This is a genomic window from Thalassospira lucentensis MCCC 1A00383 = DSM 14000 (assembly GCF_000421265.1).
GTDB classification, from domain to species: domain Bacteria; phylum Pseudomonadota; class Alphaproteobacteria; order Rhodospirillales; family Thalassospiraceae; genus Thalassospira; species Thalassospira lucentensis.
This window is the reverse complement of record NZ_ATWN01000001.1, coordinates 379,498-399,231: the sequence shown is the minus strand read 5'-3', so window position 1 is coordinate 399,231 and position 19,734 is coordinate 379,498. Positions and strand designations below refer to the sequence as shown.

The window sequence follows — 19,734 nt, the reverse complement described above, 5'->3', positions numbered from 1 at the left end:
ATCTTCCTATAATAGAGTTGATGAACGGCGCCGGAAATCTCCAATGGAATCTCCGTCGCTTAGATGATGAGGCAGCAACAAACTCTGTGGGTTTGTCTGCCCCTTGATCAGGCCGCGCAGGAATGCAAGCGCCTGCTGGCCCATCTCTTGGGTGGGTTGAACGGCCGAACACAGTTTTGGCGTGATCAGCCCACCCACCGAAATTCCGTCAATACCGCCAACCGAAACATCATCGGGCACCGACAATCCGTGTGCGCGGCACGCACTGATTGCTGCAATCGCCAACATGTCGGTTGAACAAACAAGCCCGGTGACTTCTTCCGGGCCACACAGAAAATCGGCCAAGGGTGCGACCAGATCGGTTTCACCAAACCGCACCTGCACAAGATGCTTTTGCGCGATCCCAGCATCGTCAAGCGCACGGCAAAACCCGTCATAGCGCTGTCGTGATCGGTCGGAACTTTCAAACTGACCAGCCACCATCGCAAGCGACCGGTGCCCCTTGGCGATCATCGCGGTTGCCATGTCATAGGCCGACTGCGCGTTATCCACACTGATCGCGGCAATATCGGCCCGGCTTGGCTGGTTAAACAGCAACACAAACGGGATTTTTTCCGCCAACAACAAATCCACCACGGGATTGTTGTCCGCATTCGCCAAGGTCAAAATCAACCCATCGACGCGATTATTCAAAAGCGTTGAAACCGCCCCCATCTCGCGTTCGGGATCATATTCCGATGATGTCAAAATAACCGTCAGGCCATTGGCATTGGCTTCCTGCTCGATACCTTGCACCGAGGTTGCAAAAACCGGATTGGCAAGGGTCGGCACCAAAACCCCAATCGTGCTGGTCTGGGTCATCTTTAACCGGCGGCCATTGATATTGGGCCGGTAATTCAGATACGCCATCGCCGCCGTCACGATCTTCGCCGTTTCGGCCGGAACGTCAGCGGGGAAATTGATCACCCGCGATACGGTCGCAATGGACAAACCTGATTTTCGCGCAACATCGCGCATGGTGGGTTTCGATGACATTCACAACAACTCCTGTAACGCCCCCACCATAGCGACGCTAGAAGTCAGTCTGATAACGTATTTGTTGCAGTTTCATGAAGGTTTGAAACGTTTACATTGGCGGAAAACAGCCAATTTCCTCTTTAGCGCAAAATGGTTGTTTCACCGTTTTTTGCAGGCGTCCTGCTCCACCATGGATTCCCGCCTGCGCGGGCATGACGGGTAAAAGAACACCCGAACCAAACCACCGTCATTCCCGCGAAGAGCCTGTGCCCGCGAAGGCGTGGCACGGGAATCCAAGGGACTTCACGCGCGATCCCCGCCGGGGACCCCCAACATCAATCAACTCTGATGCAACCAAAGCTCCGCCATGAAACCATCCGGTTTGCCAGGCCGTGGGGAATGCAGGGTCAGTTTGCCGCCGGTATTACGCATGATGGTTTCGACAATCGAAAGCCCCAATCCCGCACCGCGCGCCTTGGTCTGCAATCGTTTGAACCGGGCGGTCAGTTCGGTCATGTCCTTGGGGTCGACAACATCGCCGTCATTGGACACCGTGATCACGTTGCTGCCCTTAATCTCGATCACCACCGGCTGGTTTTCATCGCCATGTTTCAGGGCATTTTCAATCAGGTTGCGCATACAAATCGCAAAGGCATCGACATCAATGTTGGCGTTGAGCGCCGCGGCATTTTTGCCATCCCACCGGATGCGCCCGGCCCCGTCTGACACCCGTTCAAGGTCATCAATCACAAGCCCCAATGTCGTGCCAAGCTTCTGATTTTTCCCCGTCGGGCTGGTGCCCACCCCGGCCTCGGCACGGGCAAGCTGAAGCAGCTTTTCCGACAATCTTGACAGGCGTTTTAACGACTCTTCGGTCTGCTGCGCGCGTTTAAGCCCCGGATGATCGCGGGGAAGCTCCAGCAAAAGCCGCTGCGTCTGTGCCAACGCGGCCGCAATGGGCGTGCGCAATTCATGGGCACTGTGGGCAGTAAAGGTCCGCTCGGCACGCAGAGCCGCATCAAGCTTTTCCATCAACCGGTTAACCGCCGTGATCATGGTGTGGATTTCGTCGGGCGCGTCATCTTGCTCAATCGGCGATAGGTTGCCTTCGCTGCGCGCCTCAATATCATCACGCACGCGCCTGACCGGTTGCAATCCCTGGCGCACGGCAAAAATAATGCCGATGATCACGGCGGGGATCAGCACAATGATCGGCAGGAACTGCGCGCTGACACTGGCAATCAGCGCCTCGCGCCGATGGCTAAGCGGCTCGGCAATCTGAATGATCCGCGCCCCGTCCTTGACCACGGCGGAATAAATCCGAAAATGATCGTTGGTATAAAATCCTTCAAGCAACGGGGCGGAAAACGGCTCTTCCTCCGCATTGGCCGACCGCAGCAAAAGCCGCCCGGACACATCGCGCACCTGATACATCAGGTAATCGGCCCCGATTTCATCATCGCCTTCGCCGCGATCGCCGGTTTTGTTTTCGCCCTGTTCGGGGCTTTTGACCACCACCGTTTGGCTGTCGCTGCCATTATGGATCAGGTAATCATCAATCAAAGGCGCATAACGATAGGCCGATTTGACAAGGCTGCTGTCAAACACCTCCTGCATTTCATGATACATCGTAAAATCGGCAAGCAACGACCCCGCAATCCAGAAAACACCCACCATCACCGTCAGGCGTTTGGTCAGGGCAAATTGCAGGCTTTTGGTCGAAAACATCGTCATCCCCCCACCCGATAGCCAACACCGCGTACGGTTTTAATTACATCCTTGCCCAGTTTGCGCCGCAGGCGACTGACATAGACCTCAACCGTATTGCTTTCGATCTCGGCGCCAAATTCATACAGCGCTTCTTCAAGCTGGCGTTTGGAGAGTGTCTGTCCGGGGCGACGCACCATCTGATCGAGCAACGCCCATTCGCGCGACGTCAAATCGATCTGCGCGCCATTGATCATCACCACCCGCCCGGCAAGGTCAACTTCCACCCCACCGGCAAGTGCGACAAACGGGTTGGGATTGCCGCTATAGCGCCGGGCGACGGCCGATAACCGTGCGGACAGCTCGTTTAAATCAAACGGCTTGACCAGATAGTCATCCGCCCCGGCATTTAACCCCTCAATCCGGTCGGAAATCTGATCTTGCGCGGTCAGGATAATGCACGGCATGGCTGATCCGTTACGGCGCAAGGTCCGCAACAAATCAATCCCGTGCCCATCGGGCAGGTTAAGGTCCAGCAACAGCACATCATAATTGGTGCCGCGGATCATGATCTCGGCATCATGGATGCTTTCGGTGTGATCCACCGCCTCACCCGCGGCCAGTAAATGGTCCCGGACCGCCTCGGCCAGCATGACCTCGTCTTCCACCAGAAGAATGCGCAAAAACCTGTCCTCGCCTGCGTTACGCCCATGTGACCGGCCTGAGTATCGCCCTTTCCTGACAACAGCCTGAACACCCGCGATTTCGCTCTTCAGGTAGCTGTCAGGAAACCCGGCCATATTCTGGCACATCGAATGTACGTGGCTTTAACCCGCTTTGTCTTTGACCTTTATGAAGGAACTGCGCTGTGAAAAGAACTGTTTTCCCAACCCCTGCATTTAAAACTGTCCTGTCAAAATCAACCCTGTCGGCGGCTCTGGCCTTTACCGTTCTGGCCGCCGGTTCCCTTGGCGTTCTGTCCACCCCGGCCCACGCCAGCGATGACATGTGCAACGTGCCGAAAGCCGATTGGAAAACCAAAGAAGCGCTAACTGAAAAACTCACCGCCGAAGGCTGGGATGTCCGCAAAGTCAAAACCGAAGACGGCTGCTTTGAAGTTTATGCCATGGATGCAGCTGGCAAAAAGGTTGAAGCCTATTTCAACCCGGCCACCTTTGAAGCCGTCAAAATCAAAAAACAAGACTAGGGTCTGGCTCCCGGTTCTGCTGCCCCTCTTTAAGTTGGCCTTTTTCTAGCCAAGGACAGCTTAAAGGCGTTTTGGCGGGCATGCTCAATGCGTCAGGTCCCCACCGACGCATCGCCCGCCAAAACCACCCGCGAAGCGCCCAAATCTAACGCCCCAAGAAGGAACCCACATCATGTCATCGGTAAAAGTCTGGGACCCATTTGTCCGCCTATTTCACTGGGGCCTGGCCGCAAGTTTCATCATCGCCTGGATCACGGCGGATGACTGGGACACGCTGCATCACTGGGCGGGCTATGCCGCCGCCGCCCTGATTGGGATGCGTCTTGTCTGGGGCCTCTTTGGCACCCGCTATGCCCGCTTTACCCAGTTCATCAAAAGCCCGGCGACCACCATCGGCTATATTGGCGATGTCATCCGGGGCCGCGAACGCCGCTATATCGGTCATAACCCGGCCGGGGCTGCGATGGTAATGTTGCTGATCCTTGCCATGCTGGGCTGTGCCTTTACCGGCTGGCTTTACACCACCGATGCCTTTTGGGGCTCAGACTGGGTCGAGGAAACCCACGAAATCCTCGCCAATGGCTTGCTGATCCTCGTGCTGGTCCATATCGCCGGCGTGTTGCTGGCAAGCCTGCGCCACCATGAAAATCTGGTGCGTGCGATGATCACCGGCAAAAAACGCCGCGCGCTTTCCGACGACATCGGCTAACGCCAACACGATCTTTTTACCAACCTTCCTCAACATCCAGCTCCCTCAACACCTGTCCCAAACTTGCAACCGCGCCCTCACGGGGTCGGTTGCATTTTTTTGGCCGCACTTTAGGGGCAGAACCTAAACCGGGCGTGCCGGGTTCCCCACCACCGTCACCCCGGCGGGCACATCCTTGGTCACCACCGATCCCGCACCAACAATGGCATTATCGCCAATCGTGATGCCGGGCAGGATAATCGCCGCCCCGCCGATCCAGACGTTGTGACCAATCGTGACGGGCATGGCGCGTTCAAGGTTCTGCTGACGAAGTGCCGGGTCCTTATGATGATCGGCACAGTAAATCTGCACATTGGGGCCCAGCATCGCATAATCGCCAATCGTCACCGGCGCACTATCAAGAACAACACATCCGGCATTGAGAAACACCGCCTTGCCAAGCGTGATATTCACCCCGTATGCGCAATGAAACGGCGCTTCGATCCGGGCATCATCGGCACAGGCGGCAAACAGCGCGCGCAACTTTTCCCCGATATTGCCGCGGATGTCGGGCGGGGTCGTGCTGTGTTCAAACGCCGCCGTGCGGGCCGCGGCGCGCAAGGCTTCAAGTGCTGGGTCAAGGCAGGAATACCAATCGCCAGACTTCATTTTTTCTAACGCACTCAAAGGCATGGTGATCCGTGGTGTTGTTTGGGGTCAGAACCTTAAGACATCAACACGTTACGTCGGATTGCACACCTGCGCAATCACCACCGCATCGCACCCAAACAGGTTGCGGAGCACCATGCTTTGCTGCGCTATTTGCCCGTCACATGCGCAAGATCACCGGCATGGCTCGCCAACCCGTCGCACGCCCGTGCCCATGCCGTATCACCGTCATAAAGGGCCGATCGCAGATAGGCCCACGTCATCCGCTGCGTAATCGCCAAACGGTCCGGGTCCTCGTCATCGGTTTCCTTGGCATCATATCCGGCAATCCCGCCAAGCCCATGCTTGCCCCCGACAAGGGTCAGCAACGCATCACTGCCCGGCGCATGGTAAAACGGATCGGTATGCCATGCCGCCCCGCGCGTGGTCAGATGCGGGTTCACATCACTGTCCCCCGCCACCACCAAAGTCCGGGTGGTCAAATGCGAAAAATCCGGGTTAAGTGCTGTATAATTTTCCCGCGCATGGGGGCTTAAACTATCCCCGCCGTTCCCCGGTGCGGCCAATAGCACACCGGCTTTAATGCGCGGTTCAATGAGGTTCACATCCCTAGCATCCGGGTCTTTTATGTCGGTCAACCGCGCACCCAGCAACATGCCCACCGTTTGCCCGCCAAGCGAATGCCCGACCGCCGCCACCCGGTCATGATCAAGCCGCCCGTCAAGCACCGGGCTTGCCGCCTCGATGTCTTTAAGGTGATCAAGGATCAGCTTGAAATCCTCCACCCGCGACCGCCAGAAAAACGGCGCACCCGGCGCATCCATGTCAAACCCGGCAACCTTCGAATTGCCATGCGTTGGCTGGATCACAACAAAACCATGCTCGGCATAAAAATTGGCCAGCGGCCCGTACCCGTCCTTTGACGGGATATAAAGCGACGGCCCATGCCCGTGTGACAACAAAATAATCGGTAAATTCCGACCCTGCATCGGGGCGGTAATCCGCATTTCAATCGGCTTGGGCCGGTCTGCGGCATCAAGCATCACCGGGGTGATCGAAATGGTTGAAACCGGCTCATCAACCGGAATGTGCCGTGCCGCATTGATCAACTTGTTCATGCTCGGTCTCCTTAAATTTGGTTGGCGAAGCTACAGATTTCGCCTATACATCGTGAAACGGAACAATGATCCGCAAAGCAAATGGAACATCGTTCCGCTTACGCAAACCAAATACGGAACATTGTTCCGTTTATCAAGTGCAAATGTGAACGGGTGATTTCCGTATCACAGCAAAAGACCGATTTTAGGGTTGGAAAACAACGCGATGGCCAAAGAAACCACGACCGAAAAAAAAGTCGCCACCGCCACAAATGCCCCTCACGCCACCCGCACCACCCGTGCGGATGCCCTGCGCAACGAAGACGCGCTTCTCGAAGCCGCCAAGGTGGTTTTTGCCAACGTCGGGGTTGATGCACCGGTGCGTGAAATTGCCGCCCAGGCCGGGGTGGGGGTTGGCACGCTATATCGCCGCTTTCCCACCCGCAGCGACCTTGTCGTCGGGGTGTTCAAACGCGAAGTCGATGCCTGCGCGGCCGAGGCGCCGATACTCGCCAACGCCCACCCACCGGGCGAGGCACTGTCACGCTGGCTCAAACGCTATTGCCAGTTCATTGTCACCAAAAAGGGATTGGCATCCGCCCTGCATTCGGGCGATCCGGCCTTTGACGCCCTGCCCGCCTATTTCCGAAGCAACTTTGAACCGGCCCTGACCGATCTGCTGGCCGCTGCTGCCAAGGCGGGTGAAGCCCGGCACGATGTGGACGCCTATGACCTGCTGCGCGCGATTGGCAACCTTGCCAGCACGGGTGGCAAGGACGGCCCCGATGGCATGGAACATACCTATCGCATGCTTGATCTGATGATTGACGGATTGCGCTTTGGCACGTCGCGTTAAGCGCTCTCGCCTATCTTACCCGTAATCTGGCGCAAACAGATCAAGATCAAGCGTCGGCTTCACCCCGATGTCGCGGCGATGCTTTTTCAAAAATGCACTCGCCGCATCGCGCCCGGTATCGCGCAACTTGGTCATAAAGCTCCATTGCGCATTCATTTTTGACGATTGATCAAATTCAAGCATCGCCTCGCTGGCGATACAATGCATCCGCATCGCACCCCATTTGCTGGCTTCGCACGCATGATCGGGTGCATCGTTACGCAGGATCGAAATCAACCGCAGCTCCTTCATCAGGCTGCTGTTAAACGACACTTCATTGAGCCGGTTGGAAATATCGCGTGACGTTTTAGGAACGCCCGGCCGCCGAACCGGATTGATCTGAACCAGAACCGTATCATCCGATCCGCATTCGCGCACCAGCGGCCCCAAACTGGGGTTGCCGCTATAGCCCCCATCCCAATAGGGCACGCCATCAATCTCGATCGCCTTGTAAATCGTGGGCAAACAGGCCGATGCCAACAACACATCAACGGTGATATCGGGATTGCGAAACACCCGGCCCTGCCCGGTTTCGACATTGGTCGCGGTGACAAACAATTTCGCCGGACTGTGATTAAGCGCGGCAAAATCGACAACCCCCTCAAGGATCGCGGTTAGCGGATTATCGCCAAGCGGATTAAGGTCATAGGGCGAAAACATCTTCGCACTCATATCCATCCACATATAGGCAAATGAGTTTTCAAGCGACCAGTTGCCAAACAGGATATCCATCGGGCTGCGTTGAAGCGGGCTGAACCGCGCCGCCTCCGACACATTTTCCCAAAACGTCTCAAGGTCTTCACGCGCCGCCTTATGCCCACCCTTGGCCAGCCCCGACGCCATCACGGCCGCATTCATCGCACCCGCTGACGTCCCCGAAATCGCCTCAATGACGATTTCCTCATCCTCAAGCAACCGATCCAGAACGCCCCACGTAAACGCCCCGTGCGACCCGCCGCCCTGAAGGGCCAGACTGATGTTCTTTTGCGGTTTCTTGCCCGCGGCGGTTTTCTGCGCCGCCACCGGTTTCTTCGCCGCCCCGGATTTCTTCACAGCTTCGCTCATGCCAACTCCTGCGTCACATCATCCTGCCATCATGCCATTGTGCCATCATGCGGGCAGCACCACCCCTGATGATATGTCGCATAATCTCGGATTTACCAGACGTGATGGTTTTAAAACAATGCAGAGCGATCAAGGCGATAGACCGGCAGTGCTGCCCTGTCACCGCAGCGCCCGTCATGTTACCCCGCGCGCTCAGTCACCTTCCCGCGCCCTCCCCCGTCACCCCCGCGAAGGCGGGGGTCCATCGCGCCACCCGCACAAACGTCAATGAAATGTATATACCCTTGACATATACTCACCTCACGCACAAAATATATCCAACCCGTATATACCGGCTGGAGCCATCCCATGACCCAAGCATCCGTTTTTCTAAACAACAAAACGCAGGCCATCCGCCTACCAAAGGACGTGGCATTTCCTGACGGCATCAAATCGGTCGAGGTGATTACAGTCGGCTCAACACGGGTCATCATGCCCGCCGATCAGCTATGGGATAGTTTCTTTGACGCCCATACCGTCAGCGACGATTTCATGAGTGATCGCAACCAGCCGGACATGCAAAAGCGTGAGGCTTTCTAACCATGCTGCGTTTTATGCTCGATACCAATATTTGCATCTATACGCTCAAAAACCGCCCGCCCTCGGTTCGCGAAAACTTCAACCGCTATAGTGGTGCGATGTGCATATCCTCGGTCACACAGGCCGAACTGATCTATGGTGCAATGAAATCCGCCCACCCCGAACGCAACCTCGCCACCATCGAAAACTTCGCCGCCCGCCTGACAGTGCTTGATTTCGACACCAATGCCGCCGGTCATTACGGCGACATCCGAAGCACGCTCGAAAAACAAGGCAACATCATCGGACCCTACGACCTCATGATCGCCGGACACGCGCGCAGTCAGGGCCTAACGCTGGTGACAAATAACATGCGCGAGTTTGAGCGGGTGGACGGGTTAAGAGTGGAGAATTGGGTTTGAAATCAGATCATCAATCGAAAAATAAATTTATCGGCATTTTCTCGTGTGGCCTAAAACAGAATAATCATGGTTTTAGATACGAATAAGAAACCAGTAGAAAATTCAGTTTGGAAACCATATCGAAATACCAAAACAAAGTTCGCATTCTTTATCTGGTATAATTATTCCAACAGTCCTTCGAGCTCTTGTAATAGCGATATATAGTTTTGTTCGAGCAGCATCACTGATGTTAAAATCCTTATTAATTATCCACTGCCTCATATGCATTACTGGATAAACAAGGACTGAATCGTAAGCCAATCCCTTAGATCGGCCAAAATTCACTCTTGGATAATCGGTACATGTCTGAACCGAGATACTATTTACGATCTGAACCGGCTCATACTCATTGAGAAATTGCGCAACACGTGACTGAGGCACAATGAATATGCCTTCTCTTTCATTCTCTGCAAATATATTGGAGAACGAGGGTTTCAGATGGGGATAAAGAGAACTTGCATATACGCAAATATCGTTCACTGAACGAAAATTCTCCTGCAAAGTTTGCTCATCAACATTGATTGCTAACCCAGCATCGGAAAAGAACTCTACGATATTTGCTTTAGCAAATTTTTTGAATTTCGCACCATTCGTAGTCGAATAGATAGCTTGGCGCGGATCGCCCACCATCGTCAATCCGCTTCGACTTTCAGAAAGGGCCTTTATGACCTCGAGATCGAAACCCGCCATATCTTGAACTTCGTCAATGTAAACGTGATCGTACATTGCTGAAATTCTTCGTAAAACGGCACCATTTGAAGCTTCATTGCACCGCATCACCAATTTTGCGAGCTTGTCAGAATACACTTGCTTCAATTTATTGAAATAATGATGGAAAAAATCCTTCTCCCCCCAATAAACGGGAAATTTCCCATTCTGATATTTAATACCCGACTTACCTTGGACGAGTTCCATTCCCGAAAACTCGAAGTCAAATAAGTAATCTTGGAACGGTTTTACACCAGATTCTATCAGAAACGAGAACCAAGTTATTATATCGATACCCTTTGGAACGGCACCGTTCGCCTCTGCGATTTTCTCTTCAATTTCTCCAGCGCAGGCCACAGTGAACGTCGTAATTAAGACACGCTCTCCACATTTAGCCCGCTCAAGAGCATCATTAACGATGAATGAAGTTTTCCCTGCTCCTGCCGCGGCAACATAAATAACATTCATTGAATAGCCACGAGGATGTATTCAGGAAATTCGAGTTCTTGATTAGTTTCGAAGAACTTCAAAGCTACTTCAGTTTTATTATTCCGCATGTACTTTAGCAGTGCATCGTCACTATCGAAATTGGCGCCAAGAACTGAGTTCACCTTCTCCCTTCCATTCGCCTTAAGCATTTTTGGTTCTAACGTATTATAATTATATGGCTTATCCCCAATCATCAGATCGCCACCATCGATTATTCTATCGAAGGCAACCAAGATACCGGGCTTCTTGTTGTCGCCAGTATAGTTAGAATATTTCCTGTCAACCGCAGCAACATCACCATCATTATCTGTAACGGCAACTACATTTAGATCCAATGCGTTAGCTAACTCGAGAAAACGCAGAAAGGATGTGCCAACCGAAATAACCTCAACACCCTTCTGGATGGGAAGTTTACCATCGTTCCGGTCCGCAAATGCTTTTTGAACAACCAGTTCGTCGGAGTCCCCTTCAACTAGAATGGTTTTGGAGCTCAAGATCATTCTCAGTGTATCGTAACCGGCAAGCTTCTTGAAGAAATCTAATGTGCCAATTCCAAGCTCATGGAGCCTGATTGTCTTGTTATTATTGAGAAGAACAAGGTCTGTCAGACCGACTTTGTTTGCTACGAAACTACTATGGGTAGTGATAAGAAGTTGACGACCTTCTCTATGCTCCTCAATCATGTCGAGAAGCATATTCAGACGAGAGTGAGAGAGGTGGGATTCAGGCTCTTCGACCAATACTACTCCTGCATCAGCAGCGCCCTCTTGAGATAGAGCCAAGTTCGACTTGACGATACTTTGCTCCCCTTTGCCCACAAACTCGAAAGGGACATCCTCTATAAATGTTGAAAGTCCTGCATCCCACGTTGATTTGGAGGAGACATCAACCGCAATACTCACTTTCTTGTCTGAGATTTTAGCTGCTGCGGAAATCTTATCATTAATTGCAGAAATTGCCTCTGAGGCCATAAAGTGCTCTTTTGTTTCACGATACGTTTGGGCAATCTTTACAAGCTCTTTTGGTTCAAGAAGGTTCCGGATGATACGGTTAATATAAATGTCAGAACCGTTCTGATACCGGGCGGCAGTTGAGTCGATAAAGGCCGACCTAAGTGGTATAGATCGAGGCGTGATGTCCTTTCGTGAAAACATTCTCCATCTTGCTCTGTAATACTCAATAGGCAGGGTCTTTAAGGGGTCTTCGCGCCCGCCAGCCACGACCTGAGCCAACTCGTCGGAATAAGTTTCGTCGAAGGATATTTCAAAGCGAATGCCGAAGTGATCGCCAGGTTTCAGGCATAGTGAGCCATTGAAATCCGCCATCAAATCTTCACCACCAAAGTATAGCTCGATAATCACGCTGGGCAGCAAACCAACGTCACCTGTTTTGATTTGTTCAAGCCAAGCAGCAACAGCGTCTTTATTAAATAGAAAAAGATTTATATCGCGGCTCACATATCGGCTTCCATAGATACCCGTAAGCGCAATATTGATTGCTTCCAAAATGGTCGATTTGCCTGCCTCGTTATCACCAACCAGAACATTGGTATGTTCGTTCAAATCGATTTCAAACTGTCCAGAGAATTTCTTGAAGTCTTTTAGTATCACTTTCGATATGTACATCGATCTAAACGCCCCTTCAGCTCCCCTCCAATGCGGAGTATCAACTTACAGTATATTAGGGGGCATTGAAACCAACCTTAACAGATAAAGAGGCCCAAAAGAGAAGACGAATTTATGCCCCCTCAACCCCACTCAATCGCCGCCGGTAAATCCAGCTTCGGTGCCTGATCCATCACCATCGCCAAGAATATCCGCGCAATCGGTGACAGGCTTTTGCTCTGCCGCGTGATCACGCCAATCGGGCGGTGGCGTGTGGGGTGGCTCAGTGGCACGAACGTCAGTTTGGCGTCTGCGGTTTGATCCGACACCCCGGTTGCGATGCGCGCGGCCAATTCCGGCAGCACGGTAATCCCCACCCCTTCGGCGACCATCGCGGCCAGCGTGATGGTGTTGGATGTTTCGACCACCGGGCGCAATCCCGCCACCAGATCGGCCGCTGCATTTATCGCCGTGTCTGCACCCGGCTTTGCCGCCGATTTTGCCGCCGATGCCCCGCTTTTGGCCGCCTCTGCCATGGCGCGTTCGGCCCGCGCGGCACTGTCCATCACCGCCTGTGCCGCCCCGATGCCAAGGGCGGCGGCCTTTGCCACCGATGCACTGACCGGCATGGTCGGTAAGATGGCCGGTGTAGTAGATGTGTTGGATGATGTAATAGCGCTAAATCCCTGATCGGCCATCATCGCGCGTGTGCCTGATTCCGGGCCCAGCCCGACAAACGGCTGATCAATAAGGTCCGACCACGCGATTTCCGATTGCCCGGCAAATTCATGATCGGCCCGGCACAGCACGCCAAACCGGTCGGAAAACAGCGGACTGAACGCGATATCGGGCAAGTCCTGCCATTCCCCGGCAATGCCAAAATCAACCGCCCCATTGGCGACCGCCTCATGCACTTCCCCGGCATTCATTTCATCAAGCCGCAATCGCGCATCGGGGTGTGCTGCGACAAAATGGCGGATCACACCGGGCAGAATGCGGGTTAAAACCGATGGGGCCGCCGCAATGCGGATTTTCCCGCCAATCCCGCGCGACAGCGCATCAAGATCGCCAAGTGCTTCTTCAAAATCGCCCAGCAACCGGCGCGCAATCGGCAAAAACCGCTCCCCGGTGACGGTAAGCGACACATGCCGCGTCGTGCGATCAAAAAGGGCCGCCCCCGTCACATCCTCAAACTGGCGAATGGTCGCGGTAATCGCGGGCGATCCCAGCCCAAGGGCGGCCGCCGCCGCACTAAACGATCCCTGCTCGGCCACGGCGACAAACACGCGCATATGGCGGATATTAAGTGATGACAGCATGGTTTTCGATGTCCGTTCCTGTAAATGTCGCCTGCCCCAAAAGACCATAGCGCCAATCACGTTCCGGGCAAAAGGCTTCTTGCGTGTTTTACATCGCCAAACGCTACTTTAAAGGGCATTCTGGTGTGAGACTTCGCCAATGGGCAACAGCGAGTAATTTCAAAGTCATGACAACAGACGACAAATTAGAACCACAAATCCTTGAAGGCGATGACGCGCTCGTACTTTGGAGAAAGGGATGGGCTAAATGGAACGAGTGGATTGCTGAAAACCCCGGCTGTAGCATCAGTTTTGCAGGTCACGACTTCTCGAAGGAAGAAAAACCTCCCGAATTCGGAGGCTATGAATTCGGAGACGGCCGCGTAGACTTTTCTCGCGTCAATTTTGGCAACCGAGACGTTTCCTTCGTCAGAAGTACATTCGGAAAGGGAGATGTAAACTTCTCTAAAGCCAAATTTGGTGACCGTGATACAAATTTCAAAGAAACTGTTTTCGGAGAGGGAAACATAAACTTTTCCGATGCCATTTTTGGAAAAGGAGCCGTTAAATTTTCCAAAGTAGATTTTGGGAGCGGCAACGTGGACTTCTCTAAGGCTACTTTCGGCAATCGAGGAGTCTATTTCTCTAAAGCCAAATTTGGCGATGGAGGGGTTGATTTCTCTGAAGCCGACTTCGGCAAAGGAAGTGTGGACTTCTTTCATACCAATTTTGGCAGCGGCACCATTAATTTCCACAGAGCAGTTTTCAACGGTACTTCCGCAAACTTCTCTCACGCCACGTTCGGCAAAGGCAGAGTAAACTTCTCTCATGCAACTTTTGGCAAAGGTGTCGTTGACTTTTCTATGACAACTTTCGACGACACCTACCTGAACTTCTTTTTCACCACTTTCGGAGACGGCGTTGTTAACTTCTTTGAAAGCAATTTTGGCAATGGCGGCGTCAATTTTTTGGATTCTAATTTCGGCGAAACAGAAATTAATTTTGATTGGGCAAAACTAGAAAACTTTATGTTTCAGCCAAAAGTTATTGGCTCGGGAGTTTTCTCGGCTGAAGGCTTATCAGTTGGTCGCACGGCTGAGTTAGTACTCCCCCCGTCAGCCTCCTCATTGAAATCCTTCAACCTGTACAGCGCATCATTTGATGGTCCACTGACTCTCAAGGCCAATCTCAAGATTGTCCCCGATCTTCGAGGAACTAAATCATCTCATCAGGTTGAGCTCAGCAGGCTAAACATCAAACTGTGCCGTATACCGATGGCGCGTAACTGGTTTAAAAAATTCTCGGCTGTAGCCGAAGATCATGAGGATGCTGCCCGACTACGACGCCTCAAAGAGATCGCTGAATCCAACAAGGACCATCAGGCAGCATTGCGGTTTTCCGCCGATGAAAACAGGGCGCGGCGGTGGATTGAGACATCGTGGCTTGGATCGGTTCTGGACATGGCCTTTAGTGCGTGCAGCAATTATGGACAAAGTATCCTGCGGCCCTTTGTGGCTTTATTCCTGCTCGCCGCCGCCAGCATGGGCATTTACAAAGAACTGGCAACATCAACCTTCACCGCGTGGTGGAAGGCTTGGGAACACGCTACCCTTTTATCGATCAGCAACAGTCTGCCCTTCCTGCCGCAATCGCGGGGCTTGCGGGAAGACGCGCTAAAGGCACTCTATCCCGGCGATCCGGGCTTTTGGGTCGATGCCCTCATAATCGGACAAGGCGTTTTCAGTTTCGCTTTCCTGTTCCTGATCGGTCTGGGCTTGCGCAACCGTTTCCGTCTGTAGGGCAAAATACCCCCTTCAAACGTACTCCGCGATATCGAAGGAGGCGACGCAATCCCGGTTCGGCGCGCATAGCCGCCAGTTGCCACGGCGTCACGCGTGCGAAAACTATGTCAGTAAATCAACATGATGTGCGCCGCCATTGTCCTGCGCCCACCACATCATCGCCTCATGATAGGCGGGCATATTTGGAAGATCGTTTGAATTCCCGCCTGCTGCGCTGAGCTGCCCCCAGGCTTGCATCAGTTTTTCAACAACCGGCATCCCCATCCCGACATCTTCCCTTCCGCCGTGCACGAAATAGGATTTCTGCACCTCGGAACGGTCCACCACCCAGTCAAACGTGGCCTTTTCGTCGTCACTTGCCGCATCGTAAAAATCAATGACGTCACGATACCCTTGCTTAAGATCATCGGGGTTGGCATCCATGATATCGGAAATTCTGTTGTTGAATTCTTTTTTGGCGGCCGAAACCTCCGCCTCGGAAAAAAGGCCCCCCACATTGCTCTTAACCGCAAAAAGCATCTGACGATCAAGATCCGGGAACCCAACCGCGTCCCATTGATCCGCCGTCGTGCCCGACGTCCCGGTGATGCCAAGCTTGGCATACCCCGCATCAATCTTGTCGCGCGCCATCATCGCCGCACTGGCAAGGGTTCCCGGTGCGGGTGCTGCTGCCGCAGTTTCCTTGGACACTGCCTGTTGTGAGGAAACAGCAGCATTTCCAGACGTCTGTGATGCCGACTGCCTCTGCCCTGCATTCGAAGACAAAGTGGCATATCTGTTCGCCATAAAACCGGAAATAGACGTCATGACCGCCCCTTACGCACATTAGACTTCCACAACAAAAGGAGAGAAAATCTTATTACACACAACCTTAACAAGCAATTTGTTTCTACCTATACGTGTTTCCGATACAGGGACCTCTAACCACTGACGTACCACCAAAGGTGACGCCTGACAAAACCACCGGCAAACGCGCAAATCCAATTGTATGATGATTTAATTTTCCTTGGATTTCCGCCATTTTGGCCCAAGGCTCCTACGCTTTTGGCCCTCAAAAAGGGCTGAATGCCGCACATGGGCAGCAAACGGGGGGCTCAATCATCAGACTATTGCAATAATCGCCCGTCAGCCCGATTTCCGCGAAAAGTCCGGTTGGGGCATCGCGGGGCTGTTTTGCCGGGTCGATTATTCACTAAAAATGAATAATCAGTCAGAATTTTCGATTTGTGTATTTAATCATCCTCCGGTCAAATAGGGTAAAAGCACCCCAAACAACCGATCAATTCGGATGAGAGAGACCCCAATGCCTGCTTCGCCCGCCCGCAGCTTTACCCGCTTTAACCGCCTGCCGGTTCTGACCCCGGATCGGTCGCTGGATCACCTGACGCTCAGTTTCCTTAAGACATTGGAATCAGAAGGTAAATTCACCGGCGAAATCCATGCGGACTTCCCGACCCGCCTGATCAATGCCACCGATAACAGTGTGTATCAGGTGATGCCGCGTGCGGTTTTGCAGCCAAAATCGCGCGATGACATCAATATCGTCATGGAAATGGCCGGGCGCGAAGAATTTAACGAGGTCAAAATCACCCCGCGCGGTGGTGGTACCGGCACCAATGGCCAGTCACTGAACAACACCATCACCCTTGATACATCCAAACATCTCAATAAGATACGGGGTTTTGACGCCGAAACCGAGCTGGTGCAGGTTGAGCCGGGCGTGGTGCTCGATCAGCTTAATGCGTGGCTCAAACCCCACGGTTTTTTCTTCCCGCCCGCCGTTTCCACCGCCAGCCGGGCGACCATCGGCGGCATGATCGGATCGGACAGTTCGGGCAAAGGATCGCGGATTTACGGCAAAACCAGCCACTATATCCATGACATGACCACGGTCCTGATTGACGGCACGGATTTCAAAACATCTGCGCTAAGTGCTTCTGATGCCAAGGAAATTATGGGTCGTTCCGATCGCACCGGCGCGCTTTATCGCATGGTCCATGACGAGATTTTCCCACGTCGCGACCAGATCAAGGCGACTTTTCCTGAAATGAACCGCGGGCTTACCGGCTATAACCTTAAAGAAGCCGTTTCCGATCAAGGGGATATGAACTTAAGCTTCCTGATCGCCGGGGCCGAAGGCAGCCTTGGCATGGTCAAGGATATCACGCTGCGCGTCATCCCATTGCCAAAGCATAAAGCCGTCTCTGTCGTCCGCTACCCCAGCTTTGACGCGGCTTTGCGCCATGTTGGCACGTTGGTGCAATTTGATCCCGTCGCGATTGAAAGCATCGATGACAAGGTCATGAAGCTGGCCGAGCAGGATGAAAGCTGGCACATGCTGGGCAAATTGCTGGGCACAGATACCAGCACCGTTCAAACGCGCGGCTTCAATGTTGTTGAATTCATTGGCGAAACCGCCGAAGACGTCGCTGCCAAGCAGGCCGAACTGGCCGCACATCTTTCCGCCAATCCGACGGCTGAACACGCCCCGATTGGCTGGGTACAGGCCACCGATCCGGCCCAAATTGCCGCCATCTGGTCGATTCGGGCCAAATCTGTTGGCTTGCTTGGCAATCTTGAAGGCAAACGCCGTGCGACCCCGTTTGTCGAAGATACCGCCGTGCCGCCGGAAAATTTGGCCGATTTTATCGCAGAATTCCGCGCTTTACTCGATGCCGAAGGGCTTGATTACGGCATGTTTGGCCATGTCGATGTCGGCTGCCTGCATGTGCGCCCGTTGCTTGATATGATGGACGAAGAGGACGAAGCACGGTTGCGGCGCGTGTCGGATGCGGTTACCGATTTGACCAAGCGTTATAACGGCCTGATCTGGGGCGAACATGGCAAGGGATTTCGCGGTGAATATTCGCCGATTTACTTCGGGCCAGAGCTTTATGGCAGCCTGCGCCGCATCAAGGAAGCCTTTGATCCAGAAGGACAATTAAACCCCGGCAAGATCGCATCACCCTATTGCAAAAACATCCCCATCACCGCAATTGATGAAGCCCCGATGCGCGGCCAATATGACCGCCAGATCGAAGAAAAGCTGCGGGGTGAATACCTTAATGCAACGCGCTGCAACGGCAATGGGGCCTGCTTTAACTGGGATTTGATGGACCCGATGTGCCCGTCCTATAAGGTCACGCGCAACCGCATCCATTCGCCCAAGGGCCGGGCTGGCATGGTCCGCGAATGGATCCGGCAGCTATCAATCGGCACCGATCCGATGAACCAGGATTTGGCGGTGATAAATGCCCGTGATTTTTCCCATGATGTGTATGAGGCGATGGCCGGTTGCCTGTCGTGCAAGGCGTGCGCGGGACAATGCCCGGTCAAGGTCGATATCCCGGAAATGAAATCGCGGTTTTTAGAAGCCTATCACACCCGCTACAAACGCCCGGTAAAGGATTACGTGATCGCCAGTCTGGAGGCGCTTGCCCCCGTCATGGCCGTGGCCCCCGGCCTGTTTAACACCCTGCAATCGATCCCGCCGATGCCATGGATTTTCAAACGCTTGGTCGGCCTGACCGACTTGCCAAAGCTTGACCGCAAAGGCCTTAAATCCGCCCTTCGTAAACGCGGTATTGGCCGTTTCAAACAGGCCGATCTTGATGGCTTGAGCGCGGATGAAAAAGCCAAATCGGTGATCATTGTGCAGGATTGCTTCACCACCCATTACGACACCGATGTGCTGCTCGCCCATATCGACCTTCTGCAAACCCTTGGATATCAAGTCTTTGTCCCGCCCTACCGGGCGAATGGCAAGGCGATGCATGTCAAAGGCTTCCTGAAAAAGTTCGATTATCTGGCCCAGCAAAATGACATCGTGTACGGCAAAATCGCCGCGTCCGGTGTCGCCATGGTCGGGATCGAGGCCAGTGTCACGCTTACTTATCGCCAGGAATACGCCCAGCGCTTGCATGACCGCCCGGACTACCGCGTGCACCTGTTCCATGAATGGTTATCAACCGAAATCGCCGAGGGCCGCGTCACCCCGCCCAAAATGGATAACGGCGTTAACATTGATACCCCGGCAAGCCTGTTCCCCCATTGCACCGAAAAAACATCCATCCCCGATGTCGGCGTAAAATGGCAAAACATCTTTGCCGCCTTTGGCATTACGCTCACCACCGAAAAGACCGGCTGTTGCGGCATGGCGGGCGTTTACGGCCACGAAACCCGCCATCAGGAAACATCACGCGAACTCTATGACATGAGCTGGAAAAAGAAGGTCGATGCATTGAGCACGGACAACATGCTCGTCACCGGCTTCTCATGCCGCTGTCAGGTCAAACGCTACGAAGGCGCAAAACCGCAGCATCCTGTGGAGTATTTGGCGAAGGTTATTACCTACGAGCTATTCAAGTAGCGATATCAATGCTGAACATAACGCACATAGGGCCGACAAAAGCAGTAGTTCTGGGTGCCGCACCGCCAACACCGCAATAACTGTAGAAAAAATTGTTATT

17 protein-coding genes are annotated in these 19,734 nt (G+C 53.4%); 7 read left to right on the top strand and 10 right to left on the bottom strand.

Features of this window, described 5'->3' with window-relative positions; translation table 11 throughout:
- Nucleotides 1–6: 6 nt before the first annotated feature.
- The 3 genes from K355_RS0101870 to K355_RS0101860 all read right to left on the bottom strand — a co-directional run bounded on the left by K355_RS0101870 (nucleotide 7) and on the right by K355_RS0101860 (nucleotide 3,407).
- Nucleotides 7–1,035, bottom strand: a complete 1,029-nt coding sequence (locus tag K355_RS0101870) for a LacI family DNA-binding transcriptional regulator (RefSeq protein WP_022730418.1) — start codon at nucleotides 1,033–1,035, stop codon at nucleotides 7–9.
- Nucleotides 1,036–1,356: 321 nt separating this feature from the next.
- Nucleotides 1,357–2,745, bottom strand: coding sequence for a sensor histidine kinase (locus K355_RS0101865; RefSeq protein ID WP_245562885.1), 1,389 nt, complete (start codon nucleotides 2,743–2,745; stop codon nucleotides 1,357–1,359).
- Between the two features lie 2 nt (nucleotides 2,746–2,747).
- The gene (locus tag K355_RS0101860) at nucleotides 2,748–3,407 is read right to left on the bottom strand and encodes a response regulator transcription factor (protein WP_022730416.1); all 660 of its coding nucleotides are present in this window, start codon (nucleotides 3,405–3,407) and stop codon (nucleotides 2,748–2,750) included.
- 185 nt (nucleotides 3,408–3,592) lie between these two features.
- Between K355_RS0101860 and K355_RS0101855 the strand changes: the two genes are divergently transcribed.
- Nucleotides 3,593–3,931 carry a PepSY domain-containing protein gene (locus K355_RS0101855; protein ID WP_022730415.1) on the top strand — a complete coding sequence of 113 codons (339 nt, stop codon included), beginning with the start codon at nucleotides 3,593–3,595 and terminating at the stop codon, nucleotides 3,929–3,931.
- A 172-nt stretch (nucleotides 3,932–4,103) separates the two neighbouring features.
- Nucleotides 4,104–4,640, top strand: coding sequence for a cytochrome b/b6 domain-containing protein (locus K355_RS0101850; protein WP_022730414.1), 537 nt, complete (start codon nucleotides 4,104–4,106; stop codon nucleotides 4,638–4,640).
- A gap of 123 nt (nucleotides 4,641–4,763) precedes the next feature.
- On the opposite strand, the gene K355_RS0101845 is transcribed toward K355_RS0101850, so the two are convergent.
- Complete coding sequence (locus K355_RS0101845; protein ID WP_022730413.1) at nucleotides 4,764–5,312, bottom strand: sugar O-acetyltransferase; 549 nt, start codon at nucleotides 5,310–5,312, stop codon at nucleotides 4,764–4,766.
- Nucleotides 5,313–5,437: 125 nt separating this feature from the next.
- Nucleotides 5,438–6,406 carry an alpha/beta hydrolase family protein gene (locus K355_RS0101840; RefSeq protein ID WP_022730412.1) on the bottom strand — a complete coding sequence of 323 codons (969 nt, stop codon included), beginning with the start codon at nucleotides 6,404–6,406 and terminating at the stop codon, nucleotides 5,438–5,440.
- 205 nt (nucleotides 6,407–6,611) lie between these two features.
- On the opposite strand from K355_RS0101840, the gene K355_RS22890 reads away from it, so the two are divergent.
- Nucleotides 6,612–7,241 carry a TetR/AcrR family transcriptional regulator gene (locus K355_RS22890; protein WP_022730411.1) on the top strand — a complete coding sequence of 210 codons (630 nt, stop codon included), beginning with the start codon at nucleotides 6,612–6,614 and terminating at the stop codon, nucleotides 7,239–7,241.
- A gap of 15 nt (nucleotides 7,242–7,256) precedes the next feature.
- On the opposite strand, the gene K355_RS0101830 is transcribed toward K355_RS22890, so the two are convergent.
- Nucleotides 7,257–8,345 (bottom strand): patatin-like phospholipase family protein, encoded by a 1,089-nt coding sequence (locus K355_RS0101830; protein WP_022730410.1) that lies wholly within the window; start codon nucleotides 8,343–8,345, stop codon nucleotides 7,257–7,259.
- Between the two features lie 348 nt (nucleotides 8,346–8,693).
- Here K355_RS0101830 and vapB point away from each other — a divergent pair, with 348 nt between their 5' ends.
- Together vapB and vapC are read left to right on the top strand one after the other, a co-directional pair.
- A complete protein-coding gene (vapB, locus tag K355_RS0101820) occupies nucleotides 8,694–8,924 on the top strand; it encodes a type II toxin-antitoxin system VapB family antitoxin (RefSeq protein WP_022730408.1) in 231 nt (76 codons plus the stop codon).
- A 2-nt stretch (nucleotides 8,925–8,926) separates the two neighbouring features.
- Nucleotides 8,927–9,325: a type II toxin-antitoxin system tRNA(fMet)-specific endonuclease VapC gene (vapC, locus tag K355_RS0101815; RefSeq protein WP_022730407.1), complete on the top strand. Its 399-nt coding sequence runs from the start codon at nucleotides 8,927–8,929 to the stop codon at nucleotides 9,323–9,325.
- Between the two features lie 102 nt (nucleotides 9,326–9,427).
- Here the strand turns inward: vapC and K355_RS0101810 are convergent, their stop codons facing one another.
- The 3 genes from K355_RS0101810 to K355_RS0101800 form a co-directional block, all read right to left on the bottom strand.
- The gene (locus K355_RS0101810) at nucleotides 9,428–10,540 is read right to left on the bottom strand and encodes a UvrD-helicase domain-containing protein (RefSeq protein WP_022730406.1); all 1,113 of its coding nucleotides are present in this window, start codon (nucleotides 10,538–10,540) and stop codon (nucleotides 9,428–9,430) included.
- Nucleotides 10,537–12,186, bottom strand: coding sequence for an ATP-dependent nuclease (locus K355_RS0101805; protein WP_022730405.1), 1,650 nt, complete (start codon nucleotides 12,184–12,186; stop codon nucleotides 10,537–10,539). The genes K355_RS0101810 and K355_RS0101805 overlap by 4 nt, the downstream gene beginning before the upstream one ends.
- Before the next feature lie 122 nt (nucleotides 12,187–12,308).
- The gene (locus K355_RS0101800; RefSeq protein ID WP_022730404.1) at nucleotides 12,309–13,484 is read right to left on the bottom strand and encodes a LysR family transcriptional regulator; all 1,176 of its coding nucleotides are present in this window, start codon (nucleotides 13,482–13,484) and stop codon (nucleotides 12,309–12,311) included.
- A gap of 83 nt (nucleotides 13,485–13,567) precedes the next feature.
- On the opposite strand from K355_RS0101800, the gene K355_RS0101795 reads away from it, so the two are divergent.
- Nucleotides 13,568–15,262, top strand: a complete 1,695-nt coding sequence (locus tag K355_RS0101795) for a pentapeptide repeat-containing protein (RefSeq protein ID WP_033368364.1) — start codon at nucleotides 13,568–13,570, stop codon at nucleotides 15,260–15,262.
- 105 nt (nucleotides 15,263–15,367) lie between these two features.
- Here K355_RS0101795 and K355_RS0101790 read toward each other — a convergent pair whose 3' ends face one another.
- Nucleotides 15,368–16,072 (bottom strand): hypothetical protein, encoded by a 705-nt coding sequence (locus tag K355_RS0101790; protein ID WP_147250403.1) that lies wholly within the window; start codon nucleotides 16,070–16,072, stop codon nucleotides 15,368–15,370.
- 496 nt (nucleotides 16,073–16,568) lie between these two features.
- Between K355_RS0101790 and K355_RS0101785 the strand changes: the two genes are divergently transcribed.
- Nucleotides 16,569–19,634, top strand: coding sequence for an FAD-binding and (Fe-S)-binding domain-containing protein (locus K355_RS0101785; protein ID WP_245562884.1), 3,066 nt, complete (start codon nucleotides 16,569–16,571; stop codon nucleotides 19,632–19,634).
- Nucleotides 19,635–19,734 lie beyond the last annotated feature (100 nt).